Here is a 22,222-nt window from a genome sequence, read left to right on the forward strand (position 1 = left end):
TTTCGATCAGGAGACATGCATTGACGCTTCGTATCGCCCTCGCCGGCGCCGGCGCTTTCGGCGAGAAACATTTGGACGGCCTCGCCAAGATCGACGGGGTCGAGGTGATCTCGCTGGTCGGCCGGCGGCTGGAGTCGACCCAGGCGATCGCCGCCAAATACGGCATCGGCCATGCCACCACCGAACTGGCCGAGGCGCTCGACCAGCCGGGGCTCGACGCGGTCATTCTCTGCACGCCGACCCAGATGCATGCCAGCCAGGCGCTGCAATGCCTCGACGCGGGCAAGCATGTGCAGGTCGAGATTCCGCTGTGCGACACTCTGACCGACGGCGAAGCGGTCCTGCGCAAGCAACAGGAAACCGGCCTGATCGCGATGGTCGGCCATACGCGGCGGTTCAATCCCTCGCACCAATATATCCACCGCAAGATCGCGGCCGGCGACCTCGCCGTCCAGCAGATGGACGTGCAGACCTATTTCTTCCGCCGTCAGAACATCAATGCCAAGGGCGAGGCGCGGAGTTGGACCGATCATCTATTGTGGCACCATGCCGCGCACACGGTCGACCTGTTCGCCTATCAGGCGGGACCGATCGTCAAGGCGAACGCGGTCGAGGGGCCGATCCATCCCGAGCTCGGCATCGCGATGGACATGTCGATCCAGCTCAAGGCCGAGAGCGGCGCGATCTGCACCTTGTCGCTGAGCTTCAACAATGACGGGCCGCTCGGCACCTTCTTCCGCTATATCTGCGACAACGGCACGTGGATCGCGCGCTACGATGATCTCGTCACCGGCAAAGAAGAGCCGGTCGACGTGAGCAAGGTCGATGTGTCGATGAACGGCATCGAGTTGCAGGACCGCGAATTCGTCGCCGCTATCCGCGAAGGCCGCGAACCCAATGCCAGCGTGGCGCAGGTCATGCCGTGCTACCGCATCCTCGACGCGCTCGAAAAGCAGCTCGCCGGATCGTGACCACGCGGCGAACGCAGGTCGCGATCATCGGTGGGGGACCGGCCGGCCTGTTGCTGGGCCATTTGCTGCGCGCCGAGGGGATCGACTGCCTGATCGTCGAGCGCCAGACCCGCGCGCATGTCGAAGGCCGCATCCGCGCGGGCGTGCTGGAGACGCTGACGACCGAGCTGCTGGAGCGGCTCGGCATCGATGCCGGTCTCAAGGCGCACGGCATGCGCGAAGAAGGCTTCAACTTGGCCGACGGCGAGCACGTCATCCGTATCGACATCGCGCGACTGACCGGCAAGCACGTCGTCGTCTATGGCCAGACCGAACTGACGCGCGACCTGATCGCGGCGGCTCCCGATCGGCAGCTGGAGATCGTGTTCGAGGCAGGCGAGGTCGCGATCCACGATCCCGACAGTGACACCCCTTCGATTAGCTATACGAAGGATGGGATCGTCCATCGTGTGGACTGCGCGATCATCGCCGGTTGCGACGGCTTTCACGGACCGTCGCGCAAGGCGATTCCGGCCGGCCCGGAGCGCGTCTTCGAACGGGAATATCCGTTCGGCTGGCTCGGCATCCTCGCCGATGTCCCGCCGTGCCATCCCGAGTTGATCTACTCGAACAGCGAGCGCGGCTTCGCGCTCGCGTCGATGCGCTCGCCGACGCGCAGCCGCTATTACATCCAGGTGCCGTCAAGCGAACGGCTGGGCGATTGGCCGGAAGACCGGCTGTGGGACGAACTCGAACGGCGCTTCGCCCCGCTTGCCGAGCGTCCGGTGACCCGCGGCCCGGCGCTGGAAATGTCGATCGCGCCGCTCAGATCCTATGTCTTCGAGACGATGCGCTACGGCCGCTTGTTCCTGGCCGGCGACGCCGCGCATATCGTTCCGCCGACCGGGGCCAAGGGGTTGAACCTCGCGGCATCGGATGTCGCCTATCTGTCGGATGCGCTGATCGGCTATTTCAAGCGCGGCGACGAGAGCGGCTTGCGGGACTATGAAACCAGGGCGCTGGCCCGCATCTGGAAAGCGGAGCGATTCAGCTGGTCGCTGACCAAGCTGATGCACCGCTTTCCCGAGGACGGCGCGTTCGAGCGCCGGATGCAACAGGCCGAGCTCGACTATCTCGCCGGATCGCCGGCGATGCAGACCGCGATCGCCGAAAATTACGTGGGATTGCCGCTTTAAGATCACCTTCCGGGGGTAGTGCCGTCGCGTCGGCCACCTCCCCAGAATGTATGCCAAACAAACTATTTGGCCTCGTCCAGCCGCAGCTTGGCCAGCGCCAGCGCGAGCGCCGCTATGAGCGACCCCGCACCCAACGCGATCGCGACACCCGCCAGCGGCAAGCCCGCATTGAACAACAGGCCCGCCACGATCGGCGACAGCGCCGCTCCGCCCCGCCCGATGCCGATCGCGAAGCCGGTGCCGGTCGCACGAACATGGGTCGGGAATGCCCGGGCGAAGATCGTATAAAGCCCCACCACGGCGCTGTTGGTGAATAGTCCGGAGGCGCAGGCAAGCGCGGCGAGACCGGACAGCGAGCGCACACCCGCTGCGCCGAACAGGGCGACCATCACCGACGACACCAGCAGCACGCCGATCGTCATCGGCTTCAACGCGAAGCGCTGCGCGAACAGCCCGAAGATCGCACCGCCGACGGCGCCGCCGACATTCGCCCAGACCAGCACGCCAGCCGCCTGGGCCGGCGCATGGCCGAGATCGACGACGATCTTCGGCGCCCATTTCAGGATGAAGTAGAAGCTGACGATATGCGCGAAATAAGCGAGCGTCAGCAGCAGCGTGATGCTCCGCAGCCCCGGCTTCAGGATATCGGTCAGTGACGCGCGGTCCTCGTCCGGCGAAGGCTCGGGAAGCGACTCCACCGACGCGTGACCCATCCGCGCCAGCGTCTTATTGACCCGATCGAGCGCGCCGGGAGGCCGGCGCGAAATAAGGAACTGGATCGGTTCGGGGACGAAGAACCAGACCAAGGGCACGAAGCAGGCCGTGACGATCGCGCCGAATTCGAACACCGCGCGCCAATCGCTTCCCTTGAGCAATTGGGCGGCGATCGAGCCGCCCAGCACCGCGCCGATCGGATAGCCGATCACCATGATCGCGAGTGAGACATTGCGGCGGCGCCGGTTGGCGAACTCGGCCGCGACCGCGTTGATCGCGGCGAGCATGCCGCCGATGCCGAGCCCGGTGATCACGCGCCATACCGACAAGGTGATGATGTCGTGCGCGGTGGTGACCATGAACATGCCGGTCGCCATCGCCACTAGGCAGCCCAGGATCGTCCGCCGCCGCCCAATCCGGTCGGCGACGCCGCCGAGCAGCATCGATCCCACCGCCATGCCGATCAATTCCATCGACAACACCACGCCGAGCGCGGCGCGATCGATACCCCATTCGGTAGCGATGCCCGGTGCGGCGAAGCTGATCGACAGGACGTCGAAACCGTCGAGCGCGTTCAGCCCGACCGTAATCGCCACCGCCGCGATCTGGAGCGCGCGCATCGGCGCCTCGTCGATCGTGATCCGCGGATCCTGTTGGCCAAATGTCGGCATCATCCCCTCCCAGAATATTTATATGTTACACAAACGAATAATAAGGCCGTTTCGAGCACGTTTCCACAGGCGTCGCGCGGCGGGCCGACATAGCTAGTACCAATAAGCGATCGCGCGCATCTCGATCGACGCTCGCGGCACGGCATCGGCCGGGCATCGCGGATCGTCGAACGCGACGTGCGGCACCGAATGCGCTCGATCGGGATCGCTGTCATTGGTCTTGAAAATGATCGCCTCGTCGCGCGACAGGTCCGCGAACCAATGCCAGCGATGCTCCGGAGAATGCGCGACCACCAGGCCCTCGAACGACCACATGATTTCTCCATCCCGATCGAACATCGCGTCCGCCGGCAACAGGTCGCCGGGCGCGACGCTGCGCGCGTCGCACAAGGCAAGCGGCACATCCTGCGGCGCCGGCGAAATCGCCCGCCAGACATTGTAATGAACGACTCGCCGCGGCTCTCCGGCACCGGCGGGCAGGGATCGCGCGCCGAACGCGACCGCGGTCGTGTCGGAGACGTCGACATGCGCGAACCGCGCCGGCCTGGAATTGTCCAGCGCGCCGGACAATGTCGACCGCTCGGCGAAGCGCAATACACCCGTCCCGGTCACGACGACGTCGTCCGCCCCCGACACGCGCCGGACCAAGTCGGCTATTTCCTCTGGATGGATACGCCCCACTTCCGCCGCGTCGGCGAAATCGGTCACCATGCTGCGATGCCGCACCAGCGCGAACCCTTCGCCGTCGAGCGTCGTCGTCAATTCCCGTGCGTTGCGGATCGCCATCGGCCGTGGATCGAGGGCGACCGTGTCGCGGCTCGAATCATTGGCGAAATAGCACATGCGCTCCCCACTACGGGCGACGTAGTTGATAGCGACCTGCATCAAGTCCTCTCTCCTCAAACGGCCCCACCATCGATCCGCCGGGGTCACGATCTTTTTGCGCAGCATGAAGCGCTTAGCGTGAACGCGATGCAGTGCGTACATCATCCGCCCAAAGGCAAAAGAGTGGCGGTTATAGGGGTAGTTTCACTACTCCTTGTCAAGCGATCAATCGTATGTCCTACTAACAATACGCACCCATGAAGGTGCGCACGGGCGGCACGCTTTCCGGGAGGGAAAGCGAGGCCACACCGTTTCAGGAGAGGACATACGATGCAGAACCCTATTCGTTCGCACGCCTCATTGGCATTGTTGACCAGCGTTTCCGCGGCGGGATTATTGTGCGCCGCACCGGCCCAGGCCCAGGATGCGAATGCCTCGTCGCCGGCCACGGCTCCGGCGCCGCAAACGACGGCGCCGCCGGCGCCCGAGGCGCAGGCCCAGAACGACGCCTCGGGCATGCAGGACATCATCGTCACCGCGCAGTTCCGCAAGGAGCGGTTGCAGGACACGCCGCTTGCGATCACCGCGGTCAATGCCGCCCAGCTCGAGGCGAAGAATCAGACCAACCTCGCCCAGATGGCTGACGCGGCACCCAACGTGTCGCTCAAGCCGCAAGGCGCGTCGTTCGGTCCCTCGATCTCCGCCTCGATCCGCGGCGTCGGTCAGAACGACTTCAACCCGGCCTATGAACCGGGTGTCGGCATCTATATCGACGACGTCTATTATCCGCAGCTGACCGGCGCGGTGTTCGACCTGCTCGACGTCGACCGGGTCGAGATATTGCGCGGCCCGCAAGGCACTTTGTCCGGGCGCAATTCCGAAGGCGGCGCGATCAAGCTCTATTCGAAGATGCCGAATGGCGAGACCAGCGGTTATGTCGAGGCGACCTACGGCTCGCGCAATCGGATCGGCCTGCGCGCCGGCGCCGATTTCAAGCTGACCGACACCCTGTTCGGGCGGATCTCCGGCGTGTTCAAACAACAGGACGGTTTCGTCGACCGGATCGACTATGGCTGTGCCAACCCAGGCAGCGGGGTTCCCGCGACGCAACCGGCCGGCCATTGCAAGATCGATAAGCTCGGCGGCATCGGCTATCAGGCGGTGCGCGGCATCCTTCGCTGGGAACCGAGCAGCAAGCTCGATGTGACGGTGATCGGCGACTATACGCATGACGAACACACGATCGCGGGCGAAGTGCTGCTGGCGGTCCAGACGGTCAACAACGGCAACGTCAACGCGGCGCCCGGAGTGCCGTATGACAGCCGCTTCATCTGCGGGCGCTTCTGCAACTACATCACGGTGGGGCAGCCGGCGGCGACCTGGGCGGGACCGGTGGCGCCCGGCGTCCCCATGGCGGCGACCCAGGGTAACGATCGCAGCCTGTACGACGGCTGGGGCGTTTCGGGCCAGATCAACTACCGGTTGAGCGACGCCATCTCGCTCACGTCTATCACCGGCTATCGCAAGTTCGACACGCGGTTCGATTCGGACGACGACCTGTCGCCGGCGAATATCGGCTTCGGTCGCAATCGGTTGAAGAACTGGAGCTTGAGCGAGGAATTGCGGCTGAGCGCCAAGCTGGCCAAGGGCATCGATCTGACCGTCGGCGGTTACTACTTCAAGCAGAAGTCGGTCTACGATTCACAGCAGGATCTGCGCTACGTCGTGATCCCGCTGCAATTCCTCCAGCCCGACCCGACCGAAGCCGAGGCCAAGGCGTTCTTCGCGCATCTGTCCTGGGAAGCTTTCCACGGCTTCACACTCAGCGGCGGCGTCCGTTACACCGACGAGTCCAAGGACCAGACCTATTACCGCCTAAATTACAATGGCACGGTCAATGCCTTCCTCGATCCGGTCGGCGCGGTTTACGGCGTTGGGTATTCCGGGCCGGACACGCGCGACTATAACGGCAACGGCAATACGAGCGAAATCGTCACCGCGCTGTCGGGACTGACTGCCAAATATAGCGCCAAGCGCTGGGATTATCGGATCGCGGCCGATTACCGCTTCTCGCCCGAGCTGATGGTCTATGCCTCCTTCTCCACCGGCTTCAAGGGCGGCGGCAGCAACCCGCGGCCATTCAACGCGCAGCAGGTGATCTCCTTCCAGCCGGAAGAGCTGCGCGCCTATGAAGTCGGCTTCAAGAGCGACCTGTTCGACCGCAAGCTCCGCTTCAACGTCGCCGGGTTCATCAACGACTATACCAATATCCAGATCCCGGTGCTTACCTGTCCAACCGCGCCCTGTGCCGCGCGGCTCAATGCCGGGGCTGGCAAGATCAAGGGGTTCGAGGCCGAATTGTCGCTGTTCCCGGTCCAGGGTTTGGCGATCGACGCGTCGCTCAGCTATCTCTCGTTCAAATATGACGCGAGCAGCCTGAATCCGGCGGCGGCCTATCCGACCAACCCGGGCGGCGTCCTGTCCAGCGATCCGCCGACCGTGCCGCCGTGGAAGTTCAGCGCGGGCGCCCAGTACAAGATCGAGATGGGCAGCGCCGGCAGCATCACGCCGCGCGTCGACATGACCTATCAGGACAAGCAATTTACCGGGCCGACCGTGATCGGCACGACGCGAATCCTGAACTTCATCCCTTCCTATACCCTGGTCAATGCGCGGCTGACCTGGGCCAATGAGACGGGAGACCTCAGCGTCTCGCTCGAGGCGCAGAACCTGTTCGACAAATATTATCTGCTGACGATCTTCGATCTGCGCGGCGCCGGCGCCGGCTTCCGCAAGGGCAGGCCGGGGTCTCCGCAGGAGTTCGCGGTGACGATCAAGAAGAAGTTCTGAGGCAATCACGAGGCGAACGCGGCGGGGATGGTGCGACCGTCCCTGCCGCGCATCGCGAGGAACGAAGCGAAATGGCGGAAACACCGAGCGTCACTCTCTATCATTGGGAACCCAACGCCAATTCGGGCAAGCCCATGTTGACCCTGTTTGAAAAGGGCGTGGCGTTCGACAGCCATTATCTCGACCTGCTGAACTTCGACCAGCACAAGCCCGATTATCTCGCGATCAACCCGCTCGGCACGATCCCCGCCATGACCCATGGCGACCTGGTGCTGACCGAATCGACCGCGATCATGGAATATGTCGATGAGGCATTCGCCGGGCCGCGGCTGATGCCCGACTCCGCCGTCGATGCCTGGCGCGTGCGCTGGTGGATGAAGTTCATGGACCAATGGCTCGCGCCAAGCTTCTCGATGATCGGCTGGAGCGTGTTCGTCGGACCGTCGGTGCGCAGCCGCGATCCGGCGGAACTCGACGCGGCGATCGAACGCATCCCCCTGCCCGAACGCCGGATCGCCTGGCGCAAGGCGATCAGCGGCGCGTTTTCGGCGGAAGAGATGGCTGAATCGCAACGCCGCGTCGCGGCCGGTATCGGCCTGCTGGAACAAGCGCTCGGGCAGCGCGAATGGCTCGCGTCGGACAGCTATAGCCTTGCCGACATCAATGGCTTCAACCTGGCGTACGCGCTGCCTTTGTCGCAGCCGCATTTGTCCAATGACGAGCTAACGCCCTATATCATGCGCTGGTTGCGGGCGATCTATGCGCGGCCAGCGACCAAATCGTGCTGGGCACTCGGCCGCACCGACATGGCCAGGCGCGTCACGATCCTGGAGGGGGAGCCGGCATGACGATCACCCTGTATCACGGCGAACCCAACGGCCCCTCGCTGACCGTGTTGGCGGCATTGTTCGAGAAAGGCGCGGACGCCGCGCTCGAGCGCATCGATCTCGCCGCGGGCGCGCGGCACGGCACTGACGTGCCGCGGGCGATGGAAGTGGATCATTCGATCGAGGGCGAAGGTCCCGTCTTGGTGGTCGACGGCATCCCGATGGCGGACAGCGTGTTCCTCGCCTGCTATCTCGACGATGTCGGACCCGGCCCGGATTTGCGGCCGAGCGACCCCTATGATCGCTGGCGGATGATGACCTGGTGCCGCTACATCGTCGAACGCGTAGCGCCCGCCGCGGCTTATCTGGGGGTCGAGGCCAATCCGCCCGCGCACGTGCCGCAGGGCGTAGCGAGTGTCGATCTCGCCGAGCGCTGGAGCGATGCCGTGGCGGGCAAGATCGACGATGCCAGGCGCGCCGACAGCCGCGACAAGATCGTTCAGGCGGTCGAACGGATCGAGCGCGAATTGAGCGACGGCCGCGACTGGCTGATCGATGCATTTTCGATCGCCGACCTGGAAAGCTATGCCTGGCTCGCGGGGATGACCGAGCTCGTTCCCGAGGCTTTTGCCGGCCGCCCGCGCACCGCCGCCTGGCTGGCGCGGGTCAAAGCCCGGCCCGCTGTGGCGCGCGCGCTCGGCATGGCGACCAGCGCAGCGCCCGAACGCATCTGGGCTCCCGGCCCCGAGATCAATCGCTGGGGTTGATCGCGCGTCGATCGTCATCTTTGGAGGAAGGCACCGAATGGCTTCGGCACTGCAGCGTACCAATCTAATAGCCCTGTTCGCAGCCAGCATGGCGTTGACCGCTGCCGGCTGCAGCCGCGACGGTGGCAGCGATGGTTTCGTGGCCAAAGGCGGCGTCGACGCGGCGCGTATTACCGCCGCGGCACCCGACCAATGGCTCTCGACCGGCCGCACCTATGACGAACAACGGTTCAGCCCGTTGAGCGCGATCGACACCGGCGATGTCGGCAATCTCGGACTTGCCTGGTCCGCCGACCTCGACACCGCGCGCGGCCAGGAGGCGACGCCGTTGTTCGTCGATGGCGCGCTCTACGTTTCGACCGCCTGGAGCATGGTCAAGGCCTATGACGGGCAAACCGGCAAGCTGCTCTGGTCTTATGACCCCGCGGTGCCGCGCGAGACGTCGGTCAAGACCTGTTGCGACGCGGTCAATCGCGGCGTGGCGGCATGGGGCGACAAGGTGTTCGTCGGCACGCTCGACGGCCGGCTGGTCGCGCTCGACCGCGCCACCGGCAAACCGGTCTGGTCGGTGGTCACGGTCGACCAGAGCAAGTCCTACACCATCACCGGCGCGCCGCGCGTCATCGATGGTCTGGTGATCATCGGCAATGGCGGTGCCGAATTCGGCGCGCGCGGTTATGTCACCGCCTATGACGCGCAAACCGGCGCGCAGCGCTGGCGGTTCTACACCGTCCCTGCCCAGCCCGGCACCGAGCAGCAACCCGATTACCTCAACAAGGCCGCGTCGACCTGGTTCGGCGAATGGTGGAAACAGGGCGGCGGCGGCACCGTCTGGGACTCGATGGCCTATGATCCCGCGCTCGACCTGCTCTATATCGGCGTCGGCAACGGCTCACCCTGGAACCAGGCCTATCGGTCGGAGGGCAAAGGCGACAATCTCTATCTGTCGTCGATCGTCGCGATCCGGCCCAAGACCGGCGACTATGTCTGGCATTATCAGACGACGCCGGGCGACAGCTGGGACTTCACCGCGACGCAGCACATCATCCTCGCCGACCTCACCATCAACGGACAGAAGCGCAAGGTGCTGATGCAGGCGCCAAAGAACGGTTTCTTCTACGTGCTCGACCGCACCAACGGTAAGCTCATCTCGGCCAAAAATTTCGTGCCGGTCAATTGGGCGACCGGGATCGACATGAAGACCGGCCGCCCGATCGAAACGCCCGAGGCGCGCTATTATAAGACCGGCAAACCGTTCATCGGCTCGCCCGGCGCCGGTGGCGCGCATAGCTGGCAGCCGATGGCGTTCGATCCCAAGACCGGCCTGGTCTTCATTCCGACCAATTTGGCCGCTTTCCCCTATTTCCCGGCCAAGGATTGGAAGGCCGCCAAGCTGGGCTTCAACGTCGGGGTCGACATGGGCGCCGCGGCGATGCCGGCCAATCCGCAGATCCGCGCCGCGGCGGCGCAGGCGACGACCGGCGCGCTGATCGCCTGGGATCCGGTCGCGCAGAAGGAACGCTGGCGCGTATCCTATAAGGGACCCTGGGATGGCGGGCTGCTCGCGTCGGCCGGCGGCTTGGTCTTCCAGGGCAATGCGACGGGCGAGTTCGCCGCTTATGCCGCCGCGGACGGCCGCAAATTATGGTCCTTCCCGACCCAGACCGGCGTGATCGCCGCGCCGATCAGCTATTCGATCGGCGGCGAGCAATATGTCGCCGTGCTGGCCGGCTGGGGCGGCATCTGGGCGCTCGCACCAGGCGTGCTGTCGGACAAGAGCGGGCCGAGCCGCAACATCAGCCGGCTGCTGGTGTTCAAGCTCAACGGATCGGCGACCTTGCCAGCAGCACCGCCGCTCAACCAGACGCCGCTCGATCCTCCGGCCTCCACCGCACCGGACGCGGTCATCGCCGCCGGCGGCGAACGGTTCGGACGCTATTGCGGCACGTGCCACGGCGACGCGGCGGTTGCCGGCAGCCTCGTCCCCGACCTCCGCCATAGCGGCGCGCTCAACGACGCCGCGACCTGGCGCCAGATCATTTATGAGGGTGCGCTGAAGGACAATGGCATGGTCAGCTTCAAGGCAGTGATGACACCCGAGGAGATCGAGACGATCCGTGCCTATGTCATCAAGCGGGCCAATGAGGACAAGGCGCTGGAAAAGGCGACCGGAAAACAGTGAAGCATCGCCATACTGTATCCATGGCGTACAATAACCGCTATGCGCCGTCGCGCTGCGTCGCCCGCTAGCGACAGGCCGCAACGCGTCTGAGGAGAGTTCATGCCCATCGATCCCAGCAAGGTCGTCGCGATCGACGTCCACGTCCATGCCGAGGTGTCGTGCCACGACCCCGAGGATCCGGTGATGGCCAAGTTCTTCGACGCGGCATCGGCCTATTTCAAGGCCGATCGCAAGCGGCCGACCATCCCCGAGACGATCGACTATTACCGCGCGCAGAACATCGCCTTCTGCCTGTTCACGGTCGATTGCGAGAGCGGCATCGGTGCCAAGCGGATCAGCAATTACGAAATCGCCGAGCTGGCCGGGCAGCATGCCGACATCGTCATTCCGTTCGCCTCGATCGATCCGCGCAAGGGCAAGTTCGGCGCCCGCGAGGCGCGCGACCTGGTCGAGAATTGCGGCGTCAAGGGCTTCAAATTCCACGGTATCATGCAGGATTGCCACCCGGCCGATCGTGTCGCCTATCCGATCTATGAAGTGATCGCCGAATATGGCTTGCCGGCGATCTTCCACACCGGCCATTCGGGCATGGGCACCGGGATGCGCGGTGGCGGCGGCGTCCGCCTTAAGTACGGCCAGCCGATGCTGGTCGACGATGTCGCGGTCGATTTCCCCGACATGAAGATCATCCTGGCGCATCCGAGCTGGCCATGGACCGACGAGAGCCTGTCGATGGCACTGCACAAGGACAATGTCTTCATCGACCTGAGCGGCTGGTCGCCCAAATATTTCCCCAAGCAAGTGATCCAATACGCCAACACCCAGCTCAAGCATAAGATGATGTTCGGCTCGGACTGGCCGCTGATTCGTCCCGAGAAATGGATCGATGCAGCCAAGGAAGCAGGGTTCCGCGACGAGGTGCTGCCGCTGATCATGAAGGACAATGCGGTGCGCGTGCTCGGCCTAGGATGAAGCGCGCCGACGCACCTTCCGACACCCCTACATGCTCATCCTTTGAAAGCAGGCCGATGGCACTCAAACTCTATCATGCCGAACCTTTGGCCAATTCGCTCAAGTCGATGGCGCCGTTGTTCGAGAAGCAGCTTCCGTTCGAGAGCATCTACGTCAACCTCCACAAGTTCGAACAGCACGAATCCTGGTTCCTGGCGATCAACCCCGAAGGCCAGGTGCCCGTGCTCGATCATGACGGAACGATCGTGACGCATTCCACGGTGATCAACGAATATCTCGAAGACGCTTTTCCCGATGCGCCGCCGCTCCGGCCGAACACGCCCGCGGGCAATGCGCGGATGCGTTATTGGAACAAGTTCGTCGACGAGCATGTGATGAACCACGTCTCCATGCACGGCTGGCATCGTCTCGTCGGTCTGATCGCGCGCAAGATCGCGGCCGGCGAGTTCGAACAACTGATGGAGCGCATCCCCCTGCCCGACCAGCGCAGGAAATGGATGGCGGCGCGCTCGGGCTTCTCCGAGCAGCAGTTGGCCGACGCGACCGCGAAGATCGAATATGCGGTGGACAAGGTCGAACGGCAGCTCGATGGCAATCCCTGGCTTGCCGGCGAAAGTTTCACGCTTGCCGACATCAACTTCTATTCGCATTGCGGCATGATGGTCGAACGGATGTTCCCCGAGATGGAGATCGCCAAACGCGCACCGCGGCTGGTCGAGTGGCGCGATCGCGTGACGGTGCGTCCAGCGATGCAGCAGGCGCTGACGATGCCGGACCATACCGAACCCGGCTTACGCACCTGGTCGGGACACGCCCGCTGATGCTGGCGGAGATCGTCGACGGACGCGCGCTCGCCCGCAAGGTGGTGGAAGATGTCCGCGCGGGCATGGCCTCGCTCGATCGCGCGCCGGGACTGGCCGTGATCCTGGCCGGCGACGACCCAGCCAGCCACGTCTATGTCAACGGCAAGGTCAAGCGCGCGCGCGAAATCGGCTTCAACGCCGAGGTCATCCTGCTCCCGGCCGACACGACCGAGGATCGCGTGCTCGCCGAGATCGCTGCGCTCAACGCGCGCGACGAGATCGACGGCATCCTCGTCCAATTGCCGTTGCCCGATGGCATCAACACCTTGCGGGTGATGGCGGCGGTCGATCCGGCAAAGGACGTCGATGGCCTCCACGCGCTCAATGCCGGCCGGCTGAGCCAGGGATCGGGCGGTCTGATCCCGTGCACACCGCTCGGCTGCATGAAGATCATCCGTTCGCTCGTGCCCGACCTCACCGGCAGCCACGCCGTCGTGATCGGCAGCTCGAACATCGTCGGCAAGCCGATGGCGGCGTTGCTGCTCGATGCGCGCGCCACGGTGACCCAGACCCACATCCATACCCGCGACACGCAGTTCATCTGCCGCGGCGCGGACATCTTGGTCAGCGCGGTGGGCAAGCCCGGGCTGGTGCGCGGCGACTGGATCAAGCCGCGCGCGATCGTGCTCGACGTGGGAACGACCCGCGTCGCCAAGCCCGAAGGCGGCCACCGCATCGTCGGCGACGTCGCGTTCGAGGAAGCGCTGCACGTGGCGGGGGCGATCACGCCGGTGCCCGGCGGGGTCGGGCCGATGACGATCGCCTGCCTGATGGAAAACACCCTGACCGCCGCCCGCGCGCGCGCCGAAGCGCGGCGATCCGTCCCGCGATCAGTCGCCGAAAAAGCCTGGCTCGCGTAGGTTGAGAACCAAATAAGCCGTTGTGCTTAAAGCGATCTGTTTCCCTCACTCGTCACCCCAGCGAAAGCTGGGGTCTCAAGCAGTATCGCATCACCGCCAGAGACCCAGCTTTCGCTGGGGTGACGGGAGTATGTTGGGATGACGGGATCAGCACGCCATCGGGATGGTCAACGACCTGTCGGCGACTGCCGTGAGCCCTCGACTCGGGCGATCAACAAATAAGCAACACTCACGGCCGCAGCGCTGGATAGCCGATTTGACGGTGCGATAAATTCGTTTGCCTTGCATACATATTTTCCTATGATTGGCGTCAGGTTTTGCCGCCCGGCAGAGGCGGGCAAAGCGCTGGAACAACGCGGCCGCGACAGGCGGCTGACCGAAAAACAGGAGTGGATCGATGGCCGACAATCTGGAAACCGTGCTGCAGCGGACAGGCAATATCGTCGAGATGCTGCGCAATTCGCAGCTCGGCGCCTATGTCTATCCGGTCGTCGCGCCCGAATTTCACAATTGGCGATCCGAACAATGGGCCTGGCAGCATTCGGCGGTGCTGTTCGACCAGTCGCACCACATGGTGAACCTGTATCTGCGCGGCAAAGACGCGCTGAAATTGCTCACCGACACGATGATCAACTCGCCCAAGGGTTGGGAAGTCGGCAAAGCCAAGCAATATGTGCCGACCACGCCTTATGGCCATGTCATCGGCGACGGCATCATCTTCTGGCTGGCGCCGGAGGAATTCTGTTACGTCGGCCGCGCGCCGGCGTCGAACTGGCTGCGCTATCACGCCGCGACCGGCGGCTATGACGTCGATGTCGAGCTCGACGACCGTTCGCCGATGCGCCCGATGGGGAAGCCGGTCACCCGCTCGGTCTGGCGGTTCCAGATCCAGGGACCGAGCGCCTGGGCGATCATCGAGAAGCTGAACGGCGGTCCGCTCGAGAAGCTCAAATTCTTCAACATGAGCACGATGACGATCGCCGGCCGCGAGGTGCGTACGCTGCGCCACGGCATGTCGGGCGCACCGGGCCTCGAAATCTGGGGTCCCTATGCTGAACAGGAGGAGATCAGGGCCGCGATCCTGGAGGCGGGCAAGGAATTCGGCATCGTGCCGTGCGGCAGCCGCGCCTACCCGTCGAACACGCTCGAATCGGGCTGGATCCCCTCCCCGCTGCCCGCCATCTATACCGGCGACAAGCTCAAGGACTATCGCGAGTGGCTGGGTGCCGACAGTTATGAGGCGACTGGTTCGATCGGCGGCAGCTTCGTGTCCGAGCGGATCGAGGATTATTATCTCAACCCGTGGGAGCTGGGCTATGGCCCGTTCGTCAAGTTCGATCATGACTTCCATGGCCGCGAGGCGCTGGAAGGGCTCGACCCCGCCGCGCAGCGCCAGAAAGTGACGCTCGCCTGGCATCCGGAGGACATGGCCAAGATCATGGCGTCGCTGTTCGACCCCGATGGCGAGCAGTACAAGTTCTTCGACGTGCCGCTCGCCAACTACGCCTCATCCAATTACGATCGCGTGGTCGATGCCGGCGGCGGGACGATCGGTCTGTCGATGTTCACCGGCTATAGCTATAACGAGAAGCAGGCCTTGAGCCTCGCCACGATCGACCCGTCAGTGCCGGTCGGCAGTGAAGTCCGCGTCGTGTGGGGCGAGGAAAATGGCGGCACGCGCAAGACCACCGTCGAGCCTCACAAGCAGATCGAGGTCCGCGCCATCGTCAGCCCAATTCCCTATTCGCGGGTGGCGCGCGAAACCTATCACGAGGGCTGGCGCACCACGCAGACGGCGTGATTCCCGTTATCGATAGACCATGGGCAGCTGCCCCGCAGTGAGCCGCCCAGAGCGCCGCCGACCGTCAGAAGGCGAGCGAGCCGCGACGCTCGGCAAAGCGCCAGCCTTGCTCGGTCAGGACGAATATGTCGCGGAACCCGCCAACCAGCGGCGGCGCGTCCGCCGCGGTGAACAGCAGCATCGCGCTGCTGCCGTGGGCGCGCGTCGCGCTTTCGACCGTGATAACGATATTCGAGCAGACGTGATACGTCGTGCGCGGCGGCCGCGCCTGGAATGCGGCGAGGATCGCATCCCGTCCGACGATCGGCGCGTCTGGCGCGGTCGGCCGGGTCATGAGCCCGTCCGGCGCGTAGAGCGCGGCGACGTCGTCCCAGCGCGCGGCGTCATTGAGTTGAGCATAGAGGCTGATCAGCCGAGCGCAGTCCCATTCGATCGCGCGCCGATCCGCCGCGGACATTCCGCGGACGCTATCCGTGTCAACGCCTTGGGTCATTGCCGAGCGTTCCTTTCCTTCGGCCGCGGCCAACCCGCCTCACGCATCGGCGCGCCGGCGCTCGCCGCCCGGTACGCCATGCGCGACGCGCTTCTCATATTCGGGATCATCCTCGGGCCGGGCAAGCGCCGTCATCACCCGGGTGTGAATATCCTCCAGCGTGCCGCGAAATTCGGGATAAGGCAGGATGTACAACTGATCCCGCTCGACACCGTCGAGGACATAGCGCGCCAGCGTCTCCGGCTCCATGCCGACCTCGATCACGCGTTTCAGATGCGCGAACATCGCCGGATCGGCGCCGTAATAGCCGGTGTTCCGCAGATGCTCGGGCCGCGTCAGCACCGCTTCGTGGATATTGGTGTTGACCGCGCCGGGGCACAGGATCGAGACGCCGATACCATGGTCGGCCAAGTCGAGCGCGAGGCATTCGGACAGGCCGCGGATCGCCATCTTGGCGGTGCAATAGATGCCGGTACCCTTGAGCGCGACGAACGCCGACATCGACGCCGTGTTGACGATATGGCCGCCATTGCCGCGCGCGATCATGCGCGGCACGAACGTCTGGATACCGTTGATGACGCCATTGAGATTCACCGACAACTGCCAGTCCCAATCCTCATAGGTCGCCTTTTCCAACGGCCCGAAGATCGACACGCCGGCGGTGTTGAACAGCAATTCGACCGGGCCGAGCCTGGCTTCGACCGCATCCGCCGCCGCTGCGTAGGCGGCGCGGTCAGTGATATCGAGCTTGACCGGCATCACCTCGAAATCGGTCTGGTCGAACCAGGCCATGGCCTCGTCGAGATGATCCTGGCGGATATCGGCGATGGCGACCTTGCACCCGGCCTGTGCGAATATCTTAGCCTGGCCGAGCGCTACTCCCGATCCGCCGCCGGTGATGAAGGCAGTGCGCCCCGCAACGCTGGTCATCGTGCCATGTCCTCTTTCTTGCCGTGACGAGCGAGCTCTTCGTCGAATATCGGATTGCCGAGCAGGAAGCCGATCGCCTCCGCGCGCTCGCGGTTGATCGGCTCGTCGGGGAAGGAAGCGAGGATCGCGTCGAACCGTTTGCGCATGCCGGCAGCGAATTCGGGATGAGTGAGGATATAGAGGTCGTTGTTGCGGATGCCCGCGAGGACGCGCTCGCCGACCTCGTCCGCTCCCATCCACAGCGGCGATACCGGCCGCTTCTCCAGCTCCGCCTCACGGGTTTGATACCCACTGTCGCTCTTGAACCGGTCGGGACGCAACTCGCCCGACAAGGCGATATTGCTCTGGACCGGGCCGGGCAGGAAGGCCGAAACCCCGATATTCTCCGCCGCCAGCTCACCGCGGATCGCTTCCGAAAGCCCCAGCACCGCTGCCTTGGCGGCGGTATAGGTCGCCGAAAAGGGTATCGGAATCAGCGCCGATTGCGACGAGGTGGTCACGATCTGCCCGCCTTCGCCATGCGCGCGGATTCGCGGCAGGATGGTGACGAGACCATTGATAACGCCGCCGAAATTGACTCCCATCGCCCAATCCCAATCGTCGTAGCGGGCATCGACGATCGGCCCCATGATGCCGATCCCGGCATTGCCGATCAGCATATGAATCTTGCCGAACCGCGCCTCGGCAGAGTCGGCCGCTCGCGCGAAGCCGGCGCGGTCGGTGACGTCCAGCACGACGGTTTCGACCCGCGCGTCGTCACCGAGCGAGGCGCGCGTCTCCGCCAGCGAGTCCGCGCGAATATCGGCGATCACGACATTGGCGCCCGCCCGCACCAAGGCACGCGCGATGCCGAGTCCGATGCCGTTGGCACCCCCGGTGATGAACGCCGTACGACCGGCCACATCGGCCATGGGGGCAGGCCGCGGCGCGGCCATTGCTTCCGACATCTTACTCTCCTTTTATCGTGCCCGCCGTCGGTCCGGGATGATCGGCAGCCGGTATTTCCGGACATTTCCCGATACTCCCGGCCGCGCCGCCACAAGGTTGCGGTTTAGCTTGCAGAAGCTGGATAGAACTAGAAGACCGCTGGCTATGCCATTATTGGAGCTAACTGGATAAACCATGGCCCATCGCGAAGAACTCACCCGATTCCTCAAGGCGGCGCGCGCCAAGCTGTCGCCGGCGGATGTCGGCCTGCCATGCGGCACGCGGCGGCGCACGACGGGATTGCGGCGCGAGGAAGTGGCGACGCTCGCGGGGATGAGCGTCACCTGGTACACTTGGTTCGAGCAAGGCCGCGAGGTGAGGTTGTCGGCGCCGATGATCGAGCGGCTCAGCGCCACGTTGCGGCTCGACAAGAACGAGCGCGAATTCCTGTTCGCGCTCGCCCAGCATCGTCCGCCCCCGCTGACCGCAGTCGCCGACGAGCAGGTCCATCCCGGGACGCAGCATTTGCTCGACAGCCTGTCGATCCCGGCTTTGGTCATCGTCGAGGACTGGACGGTGATCGGCTGGAACGACCTCGTCGCGCGCGCTTTCCGCGATTATGGCAGCTTGCCGCTTGCCAAGCGCAATCTGTTCAAGATCCTGATGCTCGACGACCGCTATCGCAGCGATCCCGACCATTTCCGCGAAATGGGGCAGCGGCTGACCGCGCGGTTCAAATGGGATTACAGCCGCACCGCGCGACCCGAAGTTTTCGATGCGATCATCGCGGAGATGTACGAACGGTCCGAGCTATTCCGGCAATATTGGCAGGAATCGGAAATCCTCGCCCATTTCGAGCACACCAATGTCGCCGATATGCCCGACGTGGGCGAGATCATCTTTCGGCATACCTCCTACGCGATCGAGGAAGCGCCGGGACAGCGGCTGATCCTGTTCGCGCCCAACGATCCCGAAAGCGCCGCCAAGCTGGCAAAACTTGCCGCCAAACGCTGATCAGTTGAAATAGGCGATCGCGCGGAATTCGTAACTTTCGCGCGTCACCGCGTCCGGCCGACTGGTGTCGTGGAACGCCGTATGCGGCGCGCGCCAAGCGCGGTCGTGATCGCTGTCGTGGAACTTGATGAAGATCACTTCGTCGGCAGTCATATCGGGGAAGTACCACCAGCGATGCGCCGGATTGTAATGGAAGATCGTGGCCGCCGCCATCTCTTCCTCGCCTTCGATCGGCGCATAAAGTGCGTCGCCCTCGGGAATCTCGTCGACATCGACCTTGACGTTGGCGACCGCATCCTCGTCGCCGACGCTGCCTGCTTCGCATAACGCGAGCGGCCAATCCTGCGGCGGCGGCGAAAAGGTGCGCCATAGGCTGAAGGCGATGAAGCGGGTGAAGCTAGTGCCGGGCGCCGCTTTGTCGAACAACGCCTTCGCGATCCGGTGTGCCGTCGCGGTGTTGAAATCGACATGCGCTTCGGCTGCGGGCGGCTGAATCCGCGCGCCGGAAATGACCGGCGAGCGCAATTGCCCGCTCATCGGCACGACGAGGTCGCAACCGGTGAGCATGCGCGCGACGTCCGCCACCTCGGCGGGATAATTCGCCACCGCTTTCGGGTCGCGGAAATCGCTCACGCCGCTGACGTGGCGCGCCAGGCAGAAACCATGTTTGTCGAGCGTGAACGGCTCGGGCGCGAGCCGCGCGTTGCGGATCGTCACCGGATAGGATTGGTAGATTCCGGTATTCACTTCGCGCCCGGGCGCCCAGAATCGCCGATTGATCTTCGATGTCGGGACGAGATAATCGATCCTGGTCTCGACCGCCGGTGCCGCCGTGCTGCGATTGATGACTGTCGCCATCGTCGTTTTTCCGCCTTTCCTTTGCTTAGGACAGGATGGTCTTGCCCTGGAGGACCGTCTTCTTCTCCATTTCCGTGGCCTTGGGCGGCTCGGGCACGAGCAGGCCGCGCTGCACGGCCGGACGCACCGCGACGGCGTCGAACCAGCGCTGTAGATGCGGGAGCCCGTCAATCGGCACCTGTGCCCAATCATGGCCCCTGACCCAGGGAAAGCAGGCGATGTCGGCAATCGAATAATCGCCCGCCAGATAGTCGCGATCGGCCAAGTGCGCGTCCATCACGCCGAACAGCCGCCGGCTCTCACGGACATAACGGTCGATCACCTTGGGTAAGCGATCCTCGAAATAGCGGTTGAATACCGTCGCTTGGCCCATCATCGGCCCCAGCCCCGACATCTGCCACATCACCCATTGGATGACGCGGCTGCGCCCCTTGGTGTCGGTGGGGATGAACCGGCCAAATTTTTCGGCGAGATAGATCAGGATCGCGCCTGATTCGAAGACCGCGAAATCGCCTTCGTCATGATCGACCAGGGTCGGTATCCGGCCATTTGGATTGAGCGCGACGTACCAATCCTGCTTCTGGTCGAGGTTGGTGAGCGAGATTACCCTCACCTTGTACGGCACGCCCAGTTCCTCGAGCATGATCGCGGCTTTCCAGCCGTTCGGCGTTTCCGACGTCAGCAATTCGAGCATATGCGAGCCTTTTTCTCTCCTGGCCGGCAAGCCAAGCAGAGCGAGGCCTCGCCTACAAGGTGACCGCTTACGCTATCACTGCCGATGACACCCTGGATCGTGCATTGCGCCCGTCTGAGGGGTAGCTCGACTAATAGAACAGGTGGTCTTCTTGCGAAGCGCGGCAACCATCGTCACCGCTATCCGCAACGTGTGAAAACGCACGGTCCGGGAAGAGGAGGAAGCGCTGATGTTGACCCTGTATAGTTTCGGTCCGGCCGCCAACTCGCTCAAGCCGCTGCTCGCTCTGTACGAAAAGGGCCTGCCGTTCACCCCGCGCTTCATCGACCCGCGGAAGTTCGAGCATCATGAGGAGTGGTTCAAGAAGATCAATCCGCGCGGCCAGGTGCCGGCGCTCGATCACGATGGCCACATTATCACCGAATCGACGGTGATCTGCGAATATCTGGAAGACGCCTTTCCCGACGCGCCGCGGCTGCGCCCGGCCGACCCGGTAGCGACCGCGGAGATGCGGGTGTGGACCAAATGGGTCGACGAATATTTCTGCTGGTGCGTATCGACCATCGGCTGGGAGCGGATGATCGGCCCGATGGCGCGCGCTTTGTCCGATTCCGAGTTCGAGGAGCAACTCGCGCGCATCCCGGTTGCCGAACAGAAGGTCAAATGGCGCAACGCCCGCAACGGCTTTCCGAAAGAGGTGCTCGACGAGGAGATGCGCAAGATCGGCGTGTCGGTCGACCGGCTGGAGAAAAGGCTGTCGCAGAGTCCCTGGCTGGCCGGCGACGACTATACGCTGGCCGACATCTGCAACTTCGCGATCGCCAACGGCATGCAGCATGGCTTCGCGGAAATTGTGAACCGGGAGGCGTCGCCCCATCTGCTCGCCTGGATCGAGCGGATCAACCAACGCCCGGCGGTGCGCGAAATGTTCGCGCGATCGCAAAGCGAAATGCCGTCGCGTGCGCCGGCGCCTGCGTCAGCTGCCTGAGGAGATCGAGACCGTCATGAACTGGAACGATGAACCGCCGGGCGGCGCGCTCAGGATGTACCATATTCCGGGCTGCCCGTTTTCCGAGCGCGTGGAGTTGCTGCTCGACCTCAAGGGGCTCGACGGCATCATGGCCGATCACGAGATCGATATTTCCAAGCCGCGCCCCGACTGGCTGCTGCAAAAGACCCGCGGCACCACTGCTTTGCCCGCGCTCGAGCTGGAAAATGGCGAGACGCTCAAGGAAAGCATGGTGATCATGCGCTATTTCGAGGATCGCTTCCCTGAGCGCCTCGTCGCGCGCCGCGATCCCTATGAGCATGCGGTCGAAGCGATGTTGTGCGCCACCGACGGCCAATTCACCGGCGCGGGCTATCGCATGATCCTCAACCGCGATCCCGCCAAACGCGACGAGCATCGCGCCGAGGTCGATGCGCAATATACCCGGCTCGACGACTTTCTGCGTCATTACGCGCCCGACCGCGATTTCCTGTTCGACACGTTCGGCTGGGCCGATGTCGCGTTCGCGCCGATGTTCAAGCGGCTGTGGTTCCTCGACTATTACGAGGCATACGAGATCCCGCAGCACCTCACCCGTGTGCTGCGCTGGCGCGAGGCATGCCAGGCGCACCCGATCGTCCAGCGCCACCACAGCCATCGCGAGCTGATGACGCTCTATTACGATTATTCCCAAGGCGGCGGGAACGGGCGCATCCCCGACGGGCGCAGCGTCTCCAGCTTCACGCTTGACCCCGCCTGGGACACGCGGCCGATGCCGCCGCGCGACAAATGGGGCACGCCCGCGACCGACGTCGAGCTGGGGCTCGTCCTCTCCTGAAC

20 protein-coding genes are annotated in these 22,222 nt (G+C 64.1%); 13 read left to right on the forward strand and 7 right to left on the reverse strand.

The window, feature by feature from the left end:
- Positions 1 to 20: 20 nt before the first annotated feature.
- Together SAS01S_RS02920 and pobA are read left to right on the forward strand one after the other, a co-directional pair.
- Positions 21 to 971, forward strand: coding sequence for a Gfo/Idh/MocA family oxidoreductase (locus SAS01S_RS02920; protein ID WP_066804549.1), 951 nt, complete (start codon positions 21 to 23; stop codon positions 969 to 971).
- Entirely contained in the window at positions 968 to 2,146 is a 1,179-nt protein-coding gene (gene pobA, locus SAS01S_RS02925; RefSeq protein ID WP_066804551.1) for a 4-hydroxybenzoate 3-monooxygenase, read from the forward strand. The genes SAS01S_RS02920 and pobA overlap by 4 nt, the downstream gene beginning before the upstream one ends.
- A gap of 62 nt (positions 2,147 to 2,208) precedes the next feature.
- Here pobA and SAS01S_RS02930 read toward each other — a convergent pair whose 3' ends face one another.
- Together SAS01S_RS02930 and SAS01S_RS02935 are read right to left on the reverse strand one after the other, a co-directional pair.
- Positions 2,209 to 3,531: an MFS transporter gene (locus tag SAS01S_RS02930; protein WP_066804679.1), complete on the reverse strand. Its 1,323-nt coding sequence runs from the start codon at positions 3,529 to 3,531 to the stop codon at positions 2,209 to 2,211.
- Between the two features lie 93 nt (positions 3,532 to 3,624).
- Positions 3,625 to 4,416 carry a CmcJ/NvfI family oxidoreductase gene (locus tag SAS01S_RS02935; RefSeq protein ID WP_066804567.1) on the reverse strand — a complete coding sequence of 264 codons (792 nt, stop codon included), beginning with the start codon at positions 4,414 to 4,416 and terminating at the stop codon, positions 3,625 to 3,627.
- 270 nt (positions 4,417 to 4,686) lie between these two features.
- Between SAS01S_RS02935 and SAS01S_RS02940 the strand changes: the two genes are divergently transcribed.
- From SAS01S_RS02940 to ligM, 8 genes are all read left to right on the forward strand, one after another.
- Positions 4,687 to 7,206, forward strand: a complete 2,520-nt coding sequence (locus tag SAS01S_RS02940) for a TonB-dependent receptor (protein WP_084238445.1) — start codon at positions 4,687 to 4,689, stop codon at positions 7,204 to 7,206.
- A 71-nt stretch (positions 7,207 to 7,277) separates the two neighbouring features.
- Complete coding sequence (locus tag SAS01S_RS02945; RefSeq protein ID WP_066804573.1) at positions 7,278 to 8,054, forward strand: glutathione S-transferase family protein; 777 nt, start codon at positions 7,278 to 7,280, stop codon at positions 8,052 to 8,054.
- On the forward strand, positions 8,051 to 8,800 hold the full coding sequence (locus SAS01S_RS02950) for a glutathione S-transferase family protein (protein WP_066804576.1): 750 nt from the start codon (positions 8,051 to 8,053) through the stop codon (positions 8,798 to 8,800). The genes SAS01S_RS02945 and SAS01S_RS02950 overlap by 4 nt, the downstream gene beginning before the upstream one ends.
- A gap of 88 nt (positions 8,801 to 8,888) precedes the next feature.
- On the forward strand, positions 8,889 to 10,982 hold the full coding sequence (locus SAS01S_RS02955; protein WP_439646827.1) for a PQQ-dependent dehydrogenase, methanol/ethanol family: 2,094 nt from the start codon (positions 8,889 to 8,891) through the stop codon (positions 10,980 to 10,982).
- Positions 10,983 to 11,081: 99 nt separating this feature from the next.
- A complete protein-coding gene (locus SAS01S_RS02960) occupies positions 11,082 to 11,954 on the forward strand; it encodes an amidohydrolase family protein (RefSeq protein WP_066804583.1) in 873 nt (290 codons plus the stop codon).
- Between the two features lie 56 nt (positions 11,955 to 12,010).
- Entirely contained in the window at positions 12,011 to 12,775 is a 765-nt protein-coding gene (locus tag SAS01S_RS02965; protein WP_066804586.1) for a glutathione S-transferase family protein, read from the forward strand.
- A complete protein-coding gene (locus SAS01S_RS02970) occupies positions 12,775 to 13,677 on the forward strand; it encodes a bifunctional 5,10-methylenetetrahydrofolate dehydrogenase/5,10-methenyltetrahydrofolate cyclohydrolase (RefSeq protein WP_066804588.1) in 903 nt (300 codons plus the stop codon). The genes SAS01S_RS02965 and SAS01S_RS02970 overlap by 1 nt, the downstream gene beginning before the upstream one ends.
- A 397-nt stretch (positions 13,678 to 14,074) precedes the next feature.
- Positions 14,075 to 15,478, forward strand: coding sequence for a vanillate/3-O-methylgallate O-demethylase (gene ligM, locus SAS01S_RS02975; protein WP_066804591.1), 1,404 nt, complete (start codon positions 14,075 to 14,077; stop codon positions 15,476 to 15,478).
- A 64-nt stretch (positions 15,479 to 15,542) separates the two neighbouring features.
- Here the strand turns inward: ligM and SAS01S_RS02980 are convergent, their stop codons facing one another.
- From SAS01S_RS02980 to SAS01S_RS02990, 3 genes are read right to left on the reverse strand one after another with little or no spacing between them, the layout of a single operon-like run.
- A complete protein-coding gene (locus tag SAS01S_RS02980) occupies positions 15,543 to 15,971 on the reverse strand; it encodes a nuclear transport factor 2 family protein (RefSeq protein ID WP_245656728.1) in 429 nt (142 codons plus the stop codon).
- Positions 15,972 to 16,010: 39 nt separating this feature from the next.
- The gene (locus SAS01S_RS02985) at positions 16,011 to 16,901 is read right to left on the reverse strand and encodes an SDR family NAD(P)-dependent oxidoreductase (RefSeq protein ID WP_066804597.1); all 891 of its coding nucleotides are present in this window, start codon (positions 16,899 to 16,901) and stop codon (positions 16,011 to 16,013) included.
- Positions 16,898 to 17,848 (reverse strand): SDR family oxidoreductase, encoded by a 951-nt coding sequence (locus tag SAS01S_RS02990; protein WP_245656729.1) that lies wholly within the window; start codon positions 17,846 to 17,848, stop codon positions 16,898 to 16,900. Before SAS01S_RS02990 ends, SAS01S_RS02985 begins: the two co-directional genes overlap by 4 nt.
- Before the next feature lie 175 nt (positions 17,849 to 18,023).
- On the opposite strand from SAS01S_RS02990, the gene SAS01S_RS02995 reads away from it, so the two are divergent.
- Positions 18,024 to 18,842 (forward strand): helix-turn-helix transcriptional regulator, encoded by an 819-nt coding sequence (locus SAS01S_RS02995; RefSeq protein WP_066804600.1) that lies wholly within the window; start codon positions 18,024 to 18,026, stop codon positions 18,840 to 18,842.
- Here SAS01S_RS02995 and SAS01S_RS03000 read toward each other — a convergent pair whose 3' ends face one another.
- Positions 18,843 to 19,700 carry a CmcJ/NvfI family oxidoreductase gene (locus SAS01S_RS03000; protein WP_066804602.1) on the reverse strand — a complete coding sequence of 286 codons (858 nt, stop codon included), beginning with the start codon at positions 19,698 to 19,700 and terminating at the stop codon, positions 18,843 to 18,845.
- A 25-nt stretch (positions 19,701 to 19,725) separates the two neighbouring features.
- The gene (locus SAS01S_RS03005) at positions 19,726 to 20,394 is read right to left on the reverse strand and encodes a glutathione S-transferase family protein (RefSeq protein ID WP_066804604.1); all 669 of its coding nucleotides are present in this window, start codon (positions 20,392 to 20,394) and stop codon (positions 19,726 to 19,728) included.
- A gap of 229 nt (positions 20,395 to 20,623) precedes the next feature.
- Between SAS01S_RS03005 and SAS01S_RS03010 the strand changes: the two genes are divergently transcribed.
- Complete coding sequence (locus SAS01S_RS03010; protein WP_066804606.1) at positions 20,624 to 21,382, forward strand: glutathione S-transferase family protein; 759 nt, start codon at positions 20,624 to 20,626, stop codon at positions 21,380 to 21,382.
- 16 nt (positions 21,383 to 21,398) lie between these two features.
- The gene (locus SAS01S_RS03015; protein WP_245656730.1) at positions 21,399 to 22,220 is read left to right on the forward strand and encodes a glutathione S-transferase family protein; all 822 of its coding nucleotides are present in this window, start codon (positions 21,399 to 21,401) and stop codon (positions 22,218 to 22,220) included.
- Positions 22,221 to 22,222: the final 2 nt, after the last annotated feature.

Origin of the sequence: Sphingomonas asaccharolytica NBRC 15499 (assembly GCF_001598355.1) — a bacterium.
Classification (GTDB): domain Bacteria; phylum Pseudomonadota; class Alphaproteobacteria; order Sphingomonadales; family Sphingomonadaceae; genus Sphingomonas; species Sphingomonas asaccharolytica.